Below are 17254 nucleotides of genomic sequence, written 5' to 3' on the forward strand. Positions count from 1 at the left end.
GGGGCGGCCCGGCGCGCGGGGGCGGAGGGTGGCGTACATGAACGCCATCGAGCAGCACATGATCGACGCCTACCGGGCGCTCCAGCGCGGCGAGGCGCCCCCGCCGCCCCCGGGCCGGGACGACCTGGCCGCCCTCCGCGCCGCCCGCGACCACCACCTCCGCGGCTCCCGCCCGAGGGAGGAGTCCACAGGCTGTGGACAGTGACGTAGCCCCGCGTAACGCTGGCGTAGCATGACGAGAAATCGTCCGGTACCCCTGGCGGACTGGAACGGAAGGCCGTCGACGCGTGAACGCACCCTCACAACCCCGCCCCGCCCGGCTCACCGTCGGTGTCGTCGGCGCCGGCCGGGTGGGACCCGCCCTGGCCGCGTCCCTGCGGCTCGCCGGGCACCGCCCCGTCGCCGTCTCGGGCGTCTCCGACGCGTCCCGGCGGCGCGCCGCCGAGCTCCTGCCGGACGTGCCGCTCGTGCCGCCCGCCCAGGTCCTGGAGCGCGCCGACCTCGTCCTGCTCACCGTCCCCGACGACGCCCTGCCCGGCCTGGTCCAGGGCCTGGCCGACACCGGTGCCGTACGGCCGGGGCAGCTCCTGGTGCACACCTCCGGGCGGTACGGCACGGCCGTGCTCGACCCGGCCCGCCGCGCCGGCGCCCTCCCGCTCGCCCTGCACCCCGCCATGACGTTCACCGGCACCAGCGTCGACGTCCAGCGGCTGGCGGGGTGCTCCTTCGGCGTCACCGCCCCCGACGAGCTGCGGCTGGCCGCCGAGGCCCTCGTCATCGAGATGGGCGGCGAGCCGGAGTGGATCGAGGAGGCGGCCCGCCCGCTCTACCACGCGGCCCTCGCCCTGGGCGCCAACCACCTGGTCACCCTCGTCGCCCAGTCCATGGAGCTGCTGCGCCAGGCCGGGGTCGCCGCACCCGACCGGATGCTCGGCCCGCTGCTGGGCGCCGCCCTCGACAACGCCCTGCGCTCCGGCGACGCCGCCCTCACCGGCCCCGTCGCGCGCGGTGACGCGGGCACGGTCGCCGCGCACGTGGCCGAGCTGCGCAAGCACGCGCCCGCCACCGTCGCCGGATACCTCGCCATGGCCCGTACGACCGCGGACCGCGCCCTCGCCCATGGCGTCCTCAAGCCCGAGCTCGCGGAGGACCTGCTCGGTGTCCTCGCGGACGGCTCGGCGTCAGCCGAAGACGGCCCCGCAGGAGCTGAAGGAGACAGCGGCCGATGAGCCCCGACTTCGAACTGATCCCGACGCGCGACGAGCTGGAGTACGTCCTCGAACACTTCGCGCCCCGGGGCCGCACCGCCGTCGTCATGACCATGGGCGCCCTCCACGACGGCCACGCCACCCTGGTGCGGGCCGCGCGCAAGCACGTCGGCAAGAAGGGGTACGTCCTGGTCACCGTCTTCGTGAACCCGCTCCAGTTCGGCGCGGGCGAGGACCTCGACCGCTACCCCCGCACCCTGGAGGCCGACCTCAAGACCGCCGAGCAGGCCGGCGCGAACGCCGTGTTCGCGCCGTCCGCCGACGAGGTCTACCCGGGCGGGGAGCCCCAGGTCCGGATCACGGCGGGCCCCATGGGGGAGCGGCTGGAGGGCGCCTCCCGCCCCGGCCACTTCGACGGCATGCTGACCGTCGTCGCCAAGCTGCTGCACCTGACCCGCCCCGACGTGGCGTTCTTCGGCCAGAAGGACGCCCAGCAGCTCGCCCTGATCCGCCGCATGGTCACCGATCTGAACTTCCCCGTCGAGATCGTCGGCGTACCGACCGTCCGCGAGCCCGACGGCCTGGCCCTCTCCAGCCGCAACCGCTACCTGTCGCCCCGCGAGCGCCGCACCGCACTCGCCCTGTCCGCCGCGCTGTTCGCCGCCCGCGACCGGCTCGCCGCGCAGCAGGCTCTGTTGGCCCGCGCCGAGACGCTGCCCGCCTCCGAGAGCCGCGCCGAGGCCCTGTCCCGGATCGGCGAGTCCCGCGCGGCCGCCGACGCCCACGCGGTCGCCGCGGCCGTCCCGGGCGGCGGCGCCCACGCGGTTCTGGCAGCCGCCCGCGCGGTACTCGACGAGGCGGCGAAGGCCGACCCGCCGCTGCGCCTGGACTACCTGGCGCTGGTGGACCCCGCCGACTTCACCGACGTCCCCGACGACCACACCGGCGAGGCGATCCTCGCCGTCGCCGCGAGGGTCGGCACCACGCGGCTGATCGACAACCTCCCCCTCACCTTCGGAGCCCCCGCATGACCGGCATACGCCTCCAGGCCCCCGCCCCCGGCTGGGCGATCGACGCCGATGTCGTCGTGGTCGGCTCCGGGGTCGCGGGCCTGACCGCCGCCCTGCGCACCGCGGCCGCCGGGCTGCGTACGGTCGTCGTCACCAAGGCCCGCCTGGACGACGGCTCCACCCGCTGGGCCCAGGGCGGCATCGCGGCGGCGCTCGGCGAGGGCGACACCCCCGAGCAGCACCTCGACGACACGCTCGTCGCGGGCGCGGGCCTGTGCGACGAGGAAGCCGTACGCCTGCTGGTCACCGAGGGCCCCGACGCCGTACGCCGCCTGATCGACACCGGCGCCCGCTTCGACACCGACGAGGCCGGCACCATCGAGCTCACCCGCGAGGGCGGCCACCACCGCCGCCGCATCGCGCACGCGGGCGGCGACGCGACCGGCGCGGAGATCTCCCGGGCGCTCGTCGAGGCCGTGCGCGACCGCGCCGTGCGCACCATCGAGAACGCGCTCGTCCTCGACCTGCTGACGGACGCGGACGGCCGCACGGCGGGCGTCACCCTGCACGTCATGGGCGAGGGCCAGCACGACGGCGTCGGCGCGGTCCACGCGCCCGCCGTCGTCCTCGCCACCGGTGGCATGGGCCAGGTCTTCTCCGCCACCACCAACCCGGCCGTCTCCACCGGCGACGGCGTCGCGCTGGCGCTGCGGGCCGGCGCCGAGGTCAGCGACCTGGAGTTCGTCCAGTTCCACCCGACGGTGCTCTTCCTCGGCCCGGACGCCGAGGGCCAGCAGCCGCTGGTGTCGGAGGCGGTACGGGGAGAGGGCGCCCATCTCGTCGACGCGGACGGCGTCCGGTTCATGGTCGGGCAGCACGAGCTGGCCGAGCTCGCCCCGCGCGACATCGTGGCCAAGGGCATCATGCGCCGCATGCGCGAGCAGGGCGCCCGGCACATGTACCTGGACGCCCGGCACTTCGGCGCGGAGATGTGGGCGTCCCGCTTCCCCACGATCCTCGCCGCGTGCCGCGCCCACGGCATCGACCCGGTGACGCAGCCCATCCCCGTCGCCCCGGCGGCCCACTACGCCTCCGGCGGCGTCCGCACCGACCTGTACGGCCGTACGACGGTCCCCGGGCTGTACGCGTGCGGTGAGGTCGCCTGCACGGGCGTTCACGGCGCCAACCGGCTCGCGTCGAACTCCCTCCTGGAGGGCCTGGTCTTCGCCGAGCGCATCGCGGACGACGTCGCGGCCTCCCGGGCACGCGCGGGCGCGCCCGCGCCGCACCCGGCGCCCCGGGTCCTGCCGCTGCTGGACCCCGACGCCCGTACCCGCATCCAGCACGTCATGACGCACGGCGCCGGTGTGCTGCGCTCCGCCGCCAGCCTCGCGGAGGCGGCCGACGCGCTGGACGCCGTGCACGCCGAGGCGCTGAACGGCGGCCCGGACGGCAGCAAGGCCGCCGAGCCGGGCGTGGAGTCCTGGGAGACCACCAACCTGCTGTGCGTGGCCCGCGTCCTGGTCGCCGCCGCCCGCCGCCGCGAGGAGACCCGGGGCTGCCACTGGCGCGAGGACCGCCCCGACCGCGACGACACCGCCTGGCGCCGCCACCTGGTGGTGCGCCTGGCCCCGGACCGGACCCTGGACGTCCGCCCCACCGACAGCCAAGACTTCCCCCCGACCGACGCCGACGCCCCCAGGGAGCCGTAACCGTGAGCACGCCCGAAGAACGCCCGCAGCCCGTGGACGTACCCCTGATCAACATCGGTGCCGCCCCCCAGGGATGCGGCGACGGATGCGGGTGCGGCGGCGACGACGAGGTGTATGAGTGCGGCCTCGACCCCGCGCTCGCCGCGCTCCTGGTGAACGCCGGCCTCGACCCCGTACTCGTCGAGGACGTGGCGTACCGCGCGATCGAGGAGGACCTGGACGGCGGGGTCGACGTCACGTCCGCCGCGACCGTCCCCGAGGACGCCGTCGCGACCGGTGACTTCACCGCGCGCGAGGCGGGGGTCGTCGCCGGTATCCACGTCGCCGAGGCGGTCCTGTCGGTCGTCTGCACGGAGGAGTTCGCGGTCGAGCGGCACGTCGAGGACGGCGACCGGGTCGAGCCCGGCCAGCGACTGCTGTCGGTCACCACCCGCACCCGTGACCTGCTCACCGGCGAGCGCAGCGCGCTCAACATCATGTGCCGCCTGTCCGGCATCGCCACCGCCACGCGCGCGTGGGCGGACGTTCTGGAGGGGTACAAGGCGAAGGTCCGCGACACCCGCAAGACGACTCCCGGGCTGCGCGCCCTGGAGAAGTACGCGGTGCGCTGCGGCGGCGGCGTCAACCACCGCATGTCGCTGTCCGACGCGGCCCTCGTCAAGGACAACCACGTGGTGGCGGCCGGTGGGGTGGCGGCGGCCTTCAAGGCCGTACGGGAGCGGTTCCCCGACCTGCCGATCGAGGTGGAGGTGGACACCCTGCACCAGGTCCGCGAGGTCCTGGAGGCGGGCGCCGACCTGATCCTGCTGGACAACTTCACGCCGGCCGAGACGGAGGAGGCCGTCACCATCGTCGCGGGCCGCGCGATGCTGGAGTCGTCCGGCCGCCTGACCCTGGAGAACGCCGCCGCGTACGCCGCGACCGGCGTCGACTACCTGGCGGTGGGCGCCCTGACCCACTCCTCCCCGATCCTCGACATCGGCCTCGACCTGCGAGAGGCGGACCAGGGCTGATGCTGCTCACGATCGACGCGGGCAACACCCACACCGTGCTGGGCCTGTTCGACGGCGCGGAGATCGTCGAGCACTGGCGCATCTCCACCGACGCCCGCCGCACCGCCGACGAGCTCGCCGTGCTCCTCCAGGGCCTGATGGGCATGCACCCGCTGCTCGGCGACGAGCTGGGCGACGGCATCGAGGGCATCGCCATCTGCTCGACCGTCCCGTCCGTGCTCCACGAGCTGCGGGAGGTCACCCGGCGGTACTACGGCGACGTCCCGGCCGTGCTCGTCGAGCCCGGCATCAAGACCGGCGTACCGATCCTGACCGACAACCCCAAGGAGGTCGGCGCGGACCGCATCGTCAACGCGGTCGCCGCGAACGAGCTGTACGGCGGCCCGGCGATCGTCGTCGACTTCGGTACGGCGACGACGTTCGACCCGATCAGCGCGCGCGGCGAGTACATCGGCGGCGTGATCGCCCCGGGCATCGAGATCTCGGTCGAGGCGCTCGGCGTCAAGGGCGCCCAGCTCCGCAAGATCGAACTGGCCCGCCCGCGCAGCGTGATCGGCAAGAACACGGTCGAGGCCATGCAGGCGGGCATCGTGTACGGCTTCGCGGGCCAGGTCGACGGCATCGTCAGCCGCATGAAACGCGAACTCGCCGGCCGCGACGGCGACCCGTCGGACGTCACCGTCATCGCGACGGGCGGCCTGGCCCCGATGGTCCTCGGCGAAGCCGCCGAAATCGACGAACACGAGCCCTGGCTCACCCTGATCGGCCTCCGCCTCGTCTACGAACGCAACATCGCCCGCATGTAGCCCTGCCGGGCGTGGCTGCCCTCTCCGGGCGGGGGCGGTGCCTTTTCCCGGTGCCCCCGGGGGGCGGTGCCCTGCGGCGCCTGCCGGTGGGTGGGGGCGTGGCCCTTCCGGGCTCGCCTCCTCGAGGCCGGCGGCCTTGGGTCACGGGCAAGGGAGCCGTTACGGCGCCGCCAGCCTCTGCGGGGGCGACCCTGCACGGCCCCACCCCGGCCGTCGGCCGGATGCGGGCCGCGGACCAAGGTCAACGCGCCCGAGAGGCCCCGGTAAGCGAAGTTTGTCCGATTAGCACGTATCGTCGGGCCATGCCCACGCCATACGGATCCCGCGGCGGCCTGGCGTTCGGCGCAGACGAGCTGCGTGTGCTCCGACGCGCCCTCGCCCACGCCCTCCACCCCACCCCCCTCGACGACGAAGACGTGCAGGACTGCCTGCGACTCGCCGGCTCCGTGGACGAGGCGGTCCGCGAGGCCGGCCGGATGCGGGCCTTCCTCCTCGCCGACCTCGCCCGCTACCGCGACGCGCTGCCCGGTTCGGCGGCCGGATACCTGGAGCTGCTCCAGGACGCCCTCGCCGCCGGCTACGACCCCCGCCCGGAGGACCTCGCCGCGCTGCGGACCCTGCGCGGTACGCCTGTCGGGGCGGCCCTGCTGGTGCGGTGCCAGACGCTGGCCGAGCACTCGGTCCGGGCCCGCCTGGCCGGGCGGCACGTCACACCCGGCCCGCGCACCCGGCTGCTCGCCCTGCCGGGCGGCCGCAAGGGGGAGGGGGAGGGCGAGCCGAAGCCCCGGCCCGCGCCGCCGAAGCCGAACCCCGCTCCGCCGCCGGCCGACCGCCCGGTGCCCAAACCGTCCGAGGTGTTCCCGCCCCGTCGGCGCCCCGCCCCGCCCCCATCGGAGGAGCGGGCCGTCGGCTAGCTACCCTGGAGCCATGGAATACGTATCCGCGCTCCTGCCCCCCGTGGTGATGGCCGCCTTCTTCATCGGCCTCGTCGTGACGATCGTCAAGAGCCAGGGCGGCCCCAACAAGGCCAAGGAGGACGCGGCCGTGGACGCGGCGCTCGCCCGCGCCGAGGCCGCCCGGCAGGCGGACGGGACCGCGAGGCCCGGCCAGGCCTGACCCGGCGGCACCCACGCCGAGGGCGTACGACCATAGTTGTCGTACGCCCTTTTTGGTCCGTCAATAGCCAGTTATTCCGACATCTCCCACTATGGTGGCAGTGTGCCCCGTCAATTGGGAGAGCTCGAAGACGCCGTCATGACACGCGTCTGGCAATGGAACCGGCCCGTCACCGTCCGGGAAGTCCTGGAGGATCTCCAGCAGGAACGGTCCATCGCCTACACCACCGTCATGACCGTAATGGACAATCTCCATCAGAAGGGCTGGGTGCGCAGGGAAGTCTCGGGCCGCGCCTATCGATATACGGCGGTCTCCACCCGCGCCGCCTACTCGGCCGCACTGATGAACGAAGCCTGGTCGAAGAGCGACAACCCCGCCGCCGCGCTCGTCGCCTTCTTCGGCATGATGTCGCCGGAGCAACGCGTGGCACTGAACGACGCGGTCCGCATCGTGCAACGCGACAACCCCGAAGACCCCGAAGAGCCCGGAGAACTCCCGCAGCCGTCCGAAGAGGGCCGGGCCGCCGAGGGTGAGGCGGGCGGCGAGCGATAGCGTCCAGCCATGTCGTCCTCCTCTCCCGCCGCGAAAGCGGTGACCGTCCGCCGGGCCCGGACCAGTGATGTGCAGGCGGTTCGCCGACTCGTCGATCCGTACGTCACCGAAGGCATCCTGCTCGACAAAGCGACTGTGACGCTTTACGAGGACATCCAGGAGTTCTGGGTCGCGGAACGCGACGAGGACGGCACCGTCGTCGGCTGCGGCGCACTCCATGTGATGTGGGAAGACCTTGCGGAAGTGCGCACTCTCGCCGTCGACCCCCGCTTCAAGGGCGCCGGGATCGGGCATCAAGTGCTGGGCAAGTTGCTGGACACCGCCCGCTGGCTCGGGGTGCGCCGGGTATTCTGCCTGACCTTCGAAGTGGACTTCTTCTCGAAGCACGGCTTCGTCGAGATCGGTGAGACCCCGGTCGCCGGAGATGTCTACGCCGAGCTCCTCCGTTCCTATGACGAGGGCATCGCCGAGTTCCTCGGTCTCGAACGAGTGAAGCCGAACACCTTGGGCAACAGCCGGATGCTTCTGCACCTGTGATCTGTCGATCCGGGGCGGCGAACGGGATCCCGGGCGATCCCTATGTCCGAATCGCGCACGTTTCCCGCGTTCTCGAGGATCTGAACCTCTCCCAGGGGTTTGTGTTTTCCAGGGAAAAGCGGTTTCCTTTCCGCGTACTGCATTTTCGATGAAAGGAAATCCGGTGGCACAGAAGGTTCAGGTCCTTCTTGTCGACGACCTCGACGGTGGCGAGGCGGACGAGACGGTGACGTTCGCTCTGGACGGCAAGACCTACGAGATCGACCTCACCACCGCCAATGCGGACAAGCTCCGTAGCCTGCTCGAGCCGTACACGAAGAGTGGCCGTCGTACCGGTGGCCGCGCTTCCGCCGGCCGTGGCAAGGGCCGGGCCGCCACGGGTGGCAGCCCGGACACCGCCAAGATTCGCGCATGGGCCAAGGAGAATGGCTACAACGTGAACGACCGCGGCCGCGTGCCCGCCGATATCAAGCAGGCTTACGAGGACGCCAACCGCTGAGTGCGGTCCGCACCCAGCAATCGGACCCGGTGACATTCCGATGCCGCCGCGTCCACGAGTCGTACGAGACAGGGGGCGCCGACTCCGCCCCCTACGGCCGACATGGCCGGAAGCGTCGGCTCCACTTCGCGCCCGGGTTCGGGGGGGCGCAGCCACGAGGCGGCGCCGGGTGAGCCGGATCCGCTCCATCCTGGGGGAATCGGAGCGGTCATCCGGTCACCGGCGCCCAGGGCGACGAGGTCGAGGGCGATCCCGCCCCACTCCAGCCAGTCGAGCAGCCCCGGCATCTCCTCCGCGGCGCCCGCGGCCACCAGCAGCCGCATCCTCGGCCCCGCCAGGGCGGCCGGCCACCGGCCCCCGAGCCGCCGAAGCACGGCGAACCCCGCGGCGGCCGGCAGCTCCAGGGCGTCGAAGCGCAGTCCGGTGAGCAGCTCCACGCCGTCCCCCCGGGCCGTGGCCCACCCGAGTTCGTGCTCGTACCACCACGCGACCCCCCCACGGTTGAACGGTGAACGGGGCAGCGGGAGGGGAGCGGTGAAGGCCATGTCCGGGGAACTCGCACGGCCACCGACAGGTTACGGACTGTTTCCGGATGGCCACGTTCCGTGCTCAATGCGGGGGCGCGCGAAGGCGTGGGGGAGCGCAAGGGTGTTCGCCCGTAGCTGAGGGAACCGGGGTGCGCCGCATGGAGTGTCACTGCTTACGGGTAAGACATTCCTAGTGGGGAGGGGCGACACGCAGGATCGGGCGTCTCACGTTCGCCATCGGCGTACTGCCGGTGAGGGTAAGTGCCTGGCCTGCGGGAACATCGTCTCGGACCATTGGGTTGGAGCATTTGTCGGCGTTCGGGTCAGGAGGCCAGAGACGGGTGTCGGCAGTTGGAATGAGCGGTCCCCGCTTGCGGGACTAAGCTGCGGAAGGACAGGGAGGGGACCGACCCCTTACTGCCTGACCGCTCTGAGGAGCGATTAACGATGTTCGAGAGGTTCACCGACCGCGCGCGGCGGGTTGTCGTCCTGGCTCAGGAAGAAGCCCGGATGCTCAACCACAACTACATCGGCACCGAGCACATCCTCCTGGGCCTTATCCACGAGGGTGAGGGTGTCGCCGCTAAGGCCCTGGAGAGCCTCGGGATTTCGCTCGAGGCGGTCCGCCAGCAGGTGGAGGAGATCATCGGCCAGGGCCAGCAGGCCCCGTCCGGGCACATCCCCTTCACGCCCCGTGCCAAGAAGGTCCTGGAGCTGTCGCTCCGCGAGGCCCTTCAGCTCGGCCACAACTACATCGGCACCGAGCACATCCTGCTCGGGCTCATCCGCGAGGGCGAGGGCGTCGCCGCCCAGGTCCTCGTGAAGCTGGGCGCCGATCTCAACCGGGTGCGGCAGCAGGTCATCCAGCTGCTCTCCGGCTACCAGGGCAAGGAAGCCGCCACCGCCGGTGGTCCTGCCGAGGGCACCCCCTCGACGTCCCTGGTCCTCGACCAGTTCGGCCGGAACCTCACCCAGGCCGCTCGTGAGTCCAAGCTCGACCCGGTCATCGGGCGCGAGAAGGAGATCGAGCGGGTCATGCAGGTGCTGTCCCGCCGCACCAAGAACAACCCGGTCCTCATCGGCGAGCCCGGCGTCGGCAAGACGGCGGTCGTCGAGGGCCTGGCGCAGGCCATCGTCAAGGGTGAGGTGCCCGAGACCCTCAAGGACAAGCACCTCTACACCCTCGACCTGGGCGCGCTCGTCGCCGGCTCCCGGTACCGCGGTGACTTCGAGGAGCGCCTGAAGAAGGTCCTCAAGGAGATCCGCACCCGCGGCGACATCATCCTGTTCATCGACGAGCTCCACACCCTGGTGGGTGCGGGCGCCGCCGAGGGCGCGATCGACGCCGCGTCCATCCTGAAGCCGATGCTGGCCCGCGGTGAGCTCCAGACCATCGGTGCCACGACGCTCGACGAGTACCGCAAGTACCTGGAGAAGGACGCGGCCCTCGAGCGCCGCTTCCAGCCCATCCAGGTCGCCGAGCCGTCGCTGCCGCACACCATCGAGATCCTCAAGGGCCTGCGCGACCGGTACGAGGCCCACCACCGGGTCTCCATCACGGACGAGGCGCTGGTCCAGGCCGCCACCCTGGCCGACCGGTACATCTCGGACCGCTTCCTGCCGGACAAGGCGATCGACCTGATCGACGAGGCCGGCTCCCGGATGCGCATCCGCCGGATGACCGCGCCGCCGGACCTCCGCGAGTTCGACGAGAAGATCGCGGCCGTCCGCCGGGACAAGGAGTCCGCGATCGACTCCCAGGACTTCGAGAAGGCAGCGTCTCTCCGCGACAAGGAGAAGCAGTTGCTGGCGGCGAAGGCCAAGCGGGAGAAGGAGTGGAAGGCCGGCGACATGGACGTCGTCGCCGAGGTCGACGGCGAGCTGATCGCCGAGGTCCTCGCGACCGCCACCGGCATCCCGGTCTTCAAGCTGACCGAGGAGGAGTCCTCGCGTCTGCTGCGCATGGAGGACGAGCTCCACAAGCGCGTCATCGGCCAGAAGGACGCCATCAAGGCCCTGTCGCAGGCGATCCGCCGTACGCGTGCCGGCCTGAAGGACCCGAAGCGCCCGGGTGGCTCGTTCATCTTCGCCGGCCCGTCCGGTGTCGGTAAGACCGAGCTGTCCAAGACGCTCGCCGAATTCCTCTTCGGCGACGAGGACGCGATGATCTCGCTCGACATGTCGGAGTTCAGCGAGAAGCACACGGTTTCCCGTCTCTTCGGTTCCCCGCCCGGATACGTGGGTTACGAAGAGGGCGGCCAGCTCACCGAGAAGGTGCGCCGCAAGCCGTTCTCCGTCGTCCTCTTCGACGAGGTCGAGAAGGCCCACCCCGATATCTTCAATTCCCTTCTCCAGATCCTGGAGGACGGTCGCCTGACCGACTCCCAGGGCCGGGTCGTGGACTTCAAGAACACGGTCATCATCATGACGACCAACCTCGGGACCCGGGACATCTCGAAGGGCTTCAACCTGGGCTTCGCGGCACAGGGCGACGTCAAGACCGGTTACGACCGGATGAAGGCGAAGGTCAACGAAGAGCTGAAGCAGCACTTCCGGCCCGAGTTCCTCAACCGCGTCGACGACACGGTCGTCTTCCACCAGCTCAGCCAGGACGACATCATCCAGATCGTCGACCTGATGATCGCCAAGGTGGACGAGCGCCTGAAGGACCGCGACATGGGCATCGAGCTCAGCGGTTCCGCCAAGGAGCTCCTCGCCAAGCACGGCTACGACCCGGTGATGGGCGCCCGGCCGCTGCGCCGGACGATCCAGCGCGAGATCGAGGACGTGCTCTCGGAGAAGATCCTCTTCGGCGAGCTGCGCCCCGGTCACATCGTGGTCGTGGACACCGAGGGCGAGGGTGAGGAGAAGAAGTTCACCTTCCGCGGCGAGGAGAAGTCCGCCCTGCCGGACGTCCCCCCGATCGAGCAGGCCGCCGGCGGCGCCGGTCCGAACCTCTCGAAGGACGCGTAAGCGGTATCGACCGCTGACTGAAGGAGCTGCCCCGGGCGTGAATGCCCGGGGCAGCTCCTTTTCCGTGCGTGGCAGCTCTGTGCCTAGCAGCGCACGGGCTTCACCCAGGAGCATTCCAGCTCGCCGGGTGCCTCGGCGGTCCGGGCCCGGTCCGGCCGGACGGTGGCGATCGTGCCCTTGGAGGTGTCGGACTTCGCCAGGGTCACGACGATGGCGTCCTCGATGCTCTTCACGGAAGACGCCAGGTGGTTGTTGAGGACGATGCCGTAGACGAGGCGCCGGCCGCCGGCATCCGTCACGTAACCGGAGAGGGCGGAAGCGCCGGTGAGCGTTCCCGTCTTCGCGCGGGTGTTGAGGGCGGCGGGGGTGCCGCACATCCGGGTGCGCAGTGTGCCGCCGGTGGCGCGGTCGGGGGCACAGGCGACCGGCAGGGACGCGTACCAGTCGGCGAACCAGGGGGCGTCCTGCACGGCCAGGAGCAGGCGGGTGAGCTGGGCGGCCGGGAAGAGGTTCATCCGGGACAGTCCGGAGCCGTCGACCTGCCGGACGGTGGACGTCTGTACGCCCTGCTCCCTCAGGTACGCGCCGATGGCGGCGAGGCCCGCGCTCCAGGTGCCCCGGCCGGACGTCTCGTACCCGATGGTCTTGGTGAGGGCCTCGGCGTGCATGTTGTTCGACAGCTTCATGAAGGGACGCATGAGGTCCTTGAGCGGCATGGAGCTGTGGGTGGCCAGCACCCGCGCGGCGGGCGGGGTCGGCTCGCCCTGCCGGGGCTCCCCGGCGACCCGTACGCCCCGGGCGGCGAGGGCGTCGGCGAAGACGGCGGCCGCGTAGCCGGTGGGCTCCCAGACGGTGATCCATTCCTTGGTGGGGGAGCCCTGGACGGGGATCTCGCCGGTCACGGTGATGGTGTTCGTGCCGTGCTCGCGTTCGACCGTGAGGGTGTCGGGGCGGCCCGCGGGGACGGTGGTGGCGCGGTTGTCGATGCGTACGTAGTCGGTGGCGGGCGTCACGCTCACCCGGGGGCGCGCGCCCGCCTCGGCCGCCGGGGCCGCCTCGACGACGACCGTGCCGGAGTCGTAGTCGGTGTCCGGGGCGACCGTGAGCGGCGAGATCTGCGCCGAGTAGTACGACGACTCGTCGTCGGCGGCCCAGGCGCGGCCCAGCCGGTTGCCGTCGAAGCGCGTGTCGTCGGCGACCAGCCGGCCGGTCACCCGCCGGACGCCGGCGGCGGCGACCCGGGCGGCCAGCGCGTCGTAGTCCCCGGCGAGCGTGGTGGGGTCGCCCGTGCCGCGCAGGTAGAGGTCCCCGTGCAGCACGCCGCCCTTGGGCCGGGCAGTGGCCAGTACCTCCGTACGGAACCGGTACTCGGGGCCGAGCAGCGCCATCGCGGCGAGGGAGGTGGCGATCTTCGTGTTGGAGGCGGGCATGAGGCGGTCGCCGCCGTCCCGCTGGTAGAGGGTCTCGCCGCTGGCGGCATCGGCGACGACGACGCCCGCTGCGCCGCCGTCCAGCCGTGGGTCGGTGAGGATCGTGTCGATGGCTCCCTTCAGTCCGGTGTCGGAGGGGCCGGCCCCGGCGGTGAGGGTGCTCGCCGCGAGGAGTCCGGCGAGCCCTAAGGCGAGGGCGGTCACGCGCGTCACGTGTCTGCTCATGGGGCGAGGATGGCGGAGCGGGGGTGGGGTGGGAAGGAGGCGGGGGCGGGCGGACGCGTGCACCCTGCCGAGTCGGTCGGCGCCGGGGGGGCGAGACCGGTCGGGGTTGCGGGTCCTTGGTCCCGGAAAGGGGGGACTTCCGGCCCGGTGGCCGTGACAAGGCGCACAGGCGTTTTGGGCGGTACTAGGAGGAATAGTGCGTTCGGCCGGGTAGGAGGCGCCGTTCCGCGGGCGTGGCCGGGGGTCTGGCGGGCGGGGGGCGGCGGAGGGGGCGGTGAGCAGGGCGGAAAGCGCCAGGTGGCGGGGGGCCCTAGGGGGATAAACCTTCCTTTCTAAGGACATTTCGGGCCGTTGCCCTGGGTTGGGGCGGCGCGTCAAGAGTCCACGTCACACTGCGGGGTCTACGACCAGATGTCGTAGATGGGTGGTTTGAGCCGGGATGGGTGGGCGGGTTACCAAGGATGAGCCCAACCGCCCGGCGCGCCCTTCGCGTCGGGTCCGTTCTTGTCCGGAGGACTTCCCCGCATGTCGAAGCGCGTCAAGCATCCCGCCCGTAACGCCGTCGTCGCCCTCGCCGCCGCCGGCATGGGAGCGTCGATGGTGTTCGGAGGCGGTGCCGCCGTCGCCGCCGACAGCAAGACCGCCCCCGCTCTCGGCCCGGCCGCCGCCGCTGCCGTCGCCGCCCAGGCCGACGCCCAGGCGGCGCAGGCAAAGGCCGCCAAGGTCGCCGCCGCCAAGAAGGCCGCTGCCGCCAAGGCCGCCGCCGCGAAGAAGGCCGCCGCCGCCAACGCCGCCAAGAAGGCCGCCCTCGCCAAGAAGGCCGCCGCCAAGAAGGCCACGTCCTGGGTCAAGCCGGTCACCGGCTACACCCTGACCGCCAGCTTCAACCAGGGCGGCGCCATGTGGTCCCACAAGCACTCCGGCCAGGACTTCGCCGTGCCGGTCGGCACCCCGGTCAAGGCCGCGCACTCCGGCGTCGTCGTGAAGGCCGGCCCGAATGGCGGCGGCGACGGCCCGGCGTACGGCAACGCCATCGTGGTCAAGCACGCCAACGGCACGTACTCGCAGTACGCGCACCTGTCGAGGATCAACGTCAACGTCGGCGAGACCGTGAAGACCGGCGAGACCATCGCCCGCTCCGGCAACACCGGCAACTCGTCCGGTCCGCACCTGCACTTCGAGATCCGTACGACGCCGAACTACGGCTCCGCGCTCAACCCGGCCAAGTTCCTGCGCGGCGAGGGCGTCGTCATCTGACGATCAGCGCCGCGACGCCTGTGACGGCCCCTCGTGGGCCTGGGTGACCAGATCGATGGCGACCTCGAGGACGGCTTCACGCTTCTCCTCGGGGTCGCCATCGACGTGCTGCATGAAGAACATCCCGGCGTGCATGGTGAACAGCGCGCTGATGCACCGCATCCGGTCGGCCATGCTGAAGTCCGGCTCCACGACCAGCCGGGTCAGGGCGAGGATGCGCCTCTTGAACGTCTCCCCGATGCTCAGGTCGCGCACGGTGGCCTGGTTCTCCTGCATGAAGCGGAAGAGGGGGGCCGCGCCCATGACCGCCGCGTGGTAGCGGCGGAGGATCTCCCGCTTGGTCTCCAGCGTGCGCGGCTGCTGCTCGGCCCAGGCGATCAGTTCGTCGATCGGCCGCGTCAGATCGCGGAAGAGGCTGATGACGATGTCTTCCTTGGTCTTGAAGTGGTAGTACAGCGCCGCCTTCGTGACCTCCAGGCGCTCCGCGATCTCGCGCAGCGAGGTCTTCTCGTAGCCGTGCTCGGCGAAGAGTTCGAGGGCCACGTCCTGGATGCGCTGACGGGTGTTGCCTCTGGCCATGGTCCGCTCCCACAAACTTACTTGACGCCCGGCTAGTGACGGGTCTACCGTCGCCAGTGTAGTAACTAGCCGGGCGGCAAGTAAGTAACGGGGAGTGGGGGATCATGTCGGAGCCCTTGCACACACCAGCCACCGACCAGGGCAAACCGCCGCGCAGCGTACGGGTCGTTCTGCTCGCGCTGATGATCGCGATGCTGCTGGCCATGCTCGACAACATGATCATCGGTACCGCGATGCCGACCATCGTCGGCGAGCTGGGCGGCCTCGCCCACCTGTCCTGGGTGGTCACCGCGTACACCCTCGCCACCGCCGCATCCACCCCCATCTGGGGCAAGCTCGGCGACCTCTACGGCCGCAAGGGCACCTTCCTCACCTCGATCGTCATCTTCCTGATCGGCTCGGCGCTCAGCGGCATGGCCCAGGACATGGGCCAGCTCATCGGCTTCCGGGCCGTGCAGGGCCTGGGCGCGGGCGGCCTGATGGTCGGCGTCATGGCGATCATCGGCGACCTGATACCGCCGCGCGAGCGGGGCAAGTACCAGGGCATGATGGCCGGCGTCATGGCGCTCGCCATGATCGGCGGACCGCTGGTCGGCGGCACCATCACCGACCACTGGGGCTGGCGCTGGTCGTTCTACATCAACCTGCCCCTCGGCGCGGTCGCGCTCGCCATGGTCACCGCCGTCCTGCACCTGCCGAAGAAGCAGCGCGACAGCCGGCCCCGCATCGACTACCTCGGCGCGGCCCTGCTGACCGTCGGCATCACCGCCATCGTGCTGGTCACCACCTGGGGCGGTACGGAGTACGCCTGGGACTCCGCCGTCATCATGGAACTGACCGCCATCGGTGTCGTCGCGCTCGCCGGCTTCCTCCTCGTCGAGACCCGCGCGCCCGAGCCGATCATGCCGCTGCACATCTTCCGCAGCCGCAACTTCACCCTCATGTCGGTGATCGGCTTCCTCACCGGCTTCGTGATGTTCGGCGCCACGCTCTTCCTGCCGCTGTACCAGCAGTCCGTGCAGGGCGCGTCCGCCACCAACTCGGGCCTGCTGCTCCTGCCGATGCTGCTGGCGATGATGGCCGTCTCGCTCATCGCGGGACGCGTCACCACCAACACCGGCAAGTACAAGATCTTCCCCATCGCCGGTGGCGCCCTGATGGTCGTCGGCCTCTTCCTGCTCGCCCAGATGGACACCGGCACGTCCCGGTTCACCTCGGGCGTCTACATGGCGGTCCTCGGCGCCGGCATGGGCTTCCTGATGCAGATCACGATGCTCGTCGCGCAGAACAGCGTCGAGATGAAGGACATGGGCGTCGCCTCCTCGGCGACCACCCTCTTCCGTACGCTCGGCGCGTCCTTCGGCGTCGCCATCATGGGCGCGCTGTTCACCGGCCGCGTCCAGGACGAGATGGCCGCCCGGGGCGGCGGCGCGGCCACGCAGCAGTCGGCGCAGCTCGACGCGGCGAGCCTGGCGAGGCTTCCGGAGCACATCCGCGAGGCGTACCAGTTCGCCGTCTCGTCCGGCACCCACCTGGCCTTCCTGGTGGGCGCGGCGGTCGCGGTGATCGGCTTCGCGGCGGCCTTCTTCGTCAAGGAGGTCCCGCTGAAGGGCGCCGGCCCGCGGGACGGGGCGCCGGAGGCGCCGAACGCCCCGGAGCCGCCGGAGTCGGGCGCGGGCCCGGCGGAGGACGACCGCAAGACGGGCCGCCTCGCCGACACGGCGGTCTGACCCCTCGTACGCACGCGGTGGCCCCCGGCGCCGGATGCGCGCCGGGGGCCACTGTCGTCAAGGCGGGCCAGGGGCCCGTA

General features: G+C 71.5%; 17 protein-coding genes. 14 read left to right on the plus strand and 3 right to left on the minus strand.

Annotation, left to right across the window (positions count from 1 at the left end):
* The first annotated feature begins 37 nt into the window (after nucleotides 1-37).
* The 11 genes from AB0J57_RS14715 to AB0J57_RS14765 all read left to right on the plus strand — a co-directional run bounded on the left by AB0J57_RS14715 (nucleotide 38) and on the right by AB0J57_RS14765 (nucleotide 8453).
* Nucleotides 38-205: a hypothetical protein gene (locus tag AB0J57_RS14715; RefSeq protein WP_366128458.1), complete on the plus strand. Its 168-nt coding sequence runs from the start codon at nucleotides 38-40 to the stop codon at nucleotides 203-205.
* Between the two features lie 82 nt (nucleotides 206-287).
* The gene (locus tag AB0J57_RS14720) at nucleotides 288-1229 is read left to right on the plus strand and encodes a DUF2520 domain-containing protein (RefSeq protein WP_366128459.1); all 942 of its coding nucleotides are present in this window, start codon (nucleotides 288-290) and stop codon (nucleotides 1227-1229) included.
* On the plus strand, nucleotides 1226-2239 hold the full coding sequence (gene panC, locus AB0J57_RS14725) for a pantoate--beta-alanine ligase (protein ID WP_366128460.1): 1014 nt from the start codon (nucleotides 1226-1228) through the stop codon (nucleotides 2237-2239). Before AB0J57_RS14720 ends, panC begins: the two co-directional genes overlap by 4 nt.
* The gene (locus tag AB0J57_RS14730) at nucleotides 2236-3930 is read left to right on the plus strand and encodes an L-aspartate oxidase (RefSeq protein WP_366128461.1); all 1695 of its coding nucleotides are present in this window, start codon (nucleotides 2236-2238) and stop codon (nucleotides 3928-3930) included. The genes panC and AB0J57_RS14730 overlap by 4 nt, the downstream gene beginning before the upstream one ends.
* Nucleotides 3931-3932: 2 nt before the next feature.
* Nucleotides 3933-4943 carry a carboxylating nicotinate-nucleotide diphosphorylase gene (gene nadC / locus AB0J57_RS14735; protein WP_366128462.1) on the plus strand — a complete coding sequence of 337 codons (1011 nt, stop codon included), beginning with the start codon at nucleotides 3933-3935 and terminating at the stop codon, nucleotides 4941-4943.
* Nucleotides 4943-5749 (plus strand): type III pantothenate kinase, encoded by an 807-nt coding sequence (locus AB0J57_RS14740; RefSeq protein ID WP_366128463.1) that lies wholly within the window; start codon nucleotides 4943-4945, stop codon nucleotides 5747-5749. The genes nadC and AB0J57_RS14740 overlap by 1 nt, the downstream gene beginning before the upstream one ends.
* A gap of 332 nt (nucleotides 5750-6081) precedes the next feature.
* A complete protein-coding gene (locus AB0J57_RS14745) occupies nucleotides 6082-6663 on the plus strand; it encodes a hypothetical protein (protein ID WP_366128531.1) in 582 nt (193 codons plus the stop codon).
* Between the two features lie 13 nt (nucleotides 6664-6676).
* Nucleotides 6677-6865: a hypothetical protein gene (locus AB0J57_RS14750; RefSeq protein WP_366128464.1), complete on the plus strand. Its 189-nt coding sequence runs from the start codon at nucleotides 6677-6679 to the stop codon at nucleotides 6863-6865.
* A gap of 102 nt (nucleotides 6866-6967) precedes the next feature.
* Nucleotides 6968-7417, plus strand: coding sequence for a BlaI/MecI/CopY family transcriptional regulator (locus AB0J57_RS14755; RefSeq protein WP_366128465.1), 450 nt, complete (start codon nucleotides 6968-6970; stop codon nucleotides 7415-7417).
* 9 nt (nucleotides 7418-7426) lie between these two features.
* Entirely contained in the window at nucleotides 7427-7954 is a 528-nt protein-coding gene (locus AB0J57_RS14760; RefSeq protein ID WP_366128466.1) for an amino-acid N-acetyltransferase, read from the plus strand.
* Nucleotides 7955-8117: 163 nt separating this feature from the next.
* Nucleotides 8118-8453 carry an Lsr2 family protein gene (locus tag AB0J57_RS14765; protein WP_366128467.1) on the plus strand — a complete coding sequence of 112 codons (336 nt, stop codon included), beginning with the start codon at nucleotides 8118-8120 and terminating at the stop codon, nucleotides 8451-8453.
* Here AB0J57_RS14765 and AB0J57_RS14770 read toward each other — a convergent pair.
* Nucleotides 8432-8998, minus strand: coding sequence for an SCO3374 family protein (locus AB0J57_RS14770; RefSeq protein ID WP_366128468.1), 567 nt, complete (start codon nucleotides 8996-8998; stop codon nucleotides 8432-8434). The genes AB0J57_RS14765 and AB0J57_RS14770 overlap by 22 nt on opposite strands.
* 429 nt (nucleotides 8999-9427) lie before the next feature.
* Between AB0J57_RS14770 and AB0J57_RS14775 the strand changes: the two genes are divergently transcribed.
* The gene (locus AB0J57_RS14775) at nucleotides 9428-11953 is read left to right on the plus strand and encodes an ATP-dependent Clp protease ATP-binding subunit (protein ID WP_366128469.1); all 2526 of its coding nucleotides are present in this window, start codon (nucleotides 9428-9430) and stop codon (nucleotides 11951-11953) included.
* A gap of 83 nt (nucleotides 11954-12036) precedes the next feature.
* Here AB0J57_RS14775 and dacB read toward each other — a convergent pair whose 3' ends face one another.
* Nucleotides 12037-13608 (minus strand): D-alanyl-D-alanine carboxypeptidase/D-alanyl-D-alanine-endopeptidase, encoded by a 1572-nt coding sequence (gene dacB / locus AB0J57_RS14780; RefSeq protein ID WP_366128470.1) that lies wholly within the window; start codon nucleotides 13606-13608, stop codon nucleotides 12037-12039.
* A 525-nt stretch (nucleotides 13609-14133) separates the two neighbouring features.
* Here dacB and AB0J57_RS14785 point away from each other — a divergent pair.
* Nucleotides 14134-14865, plus strand: a complete 732-nt coding sequence (locus AB0J57_RS14785; RefSeq protein WP_366128471.1) for a M23 family metallopeptidase — start codon at nucleotides 14134-14136, stop codon at nucleotides 14863-14865.
* A gap of 3 nt (nucleotides 14866-14868) precedes the next feature.
* Here the strand turns inward: AB0J57_RS14785 and AB0J57_RS14790 are convergent, their stop codons facing one another.
* On the minus strand, nucleotides 14869-15444 hold the full coding sequence (locus AB0J57_RS14790) for a helix-turn-helix domain-containing protein (protein WP_366128472.1): 576 nt from the start codon (nucleotides 15442-15444) through the stop codon (nucleotides 14869-14871).
* Between the two features lie 104 nt (nucleotides 15445-15548).
* Here AB0J57_RS14790 and AB0J57_RS14795 point away from each other — a divergent pair, with 104 nt between their 5' ends.
* Complete coding sequence (locus AB0J57_RS14795) at nucleotides 15549-17174, plus strand: MDR family MFS transporter (protein WP_366128474.1); 1626 nt, start codon at nucleotides 15549-15551, stop codon at nucleotides 17172-17174.
* Nucleotides 17175-17254 lie beyond the last annotated feature (80 nt).

Source organism: Streptomyces sp. NPDC049837 (genome assembly GCF_040674455.1).
Lineage (GTDB): Bacteria > Actinomycetota > Actinomycetes > Streptomycetales > Streptomycetaceae > Streptomyces.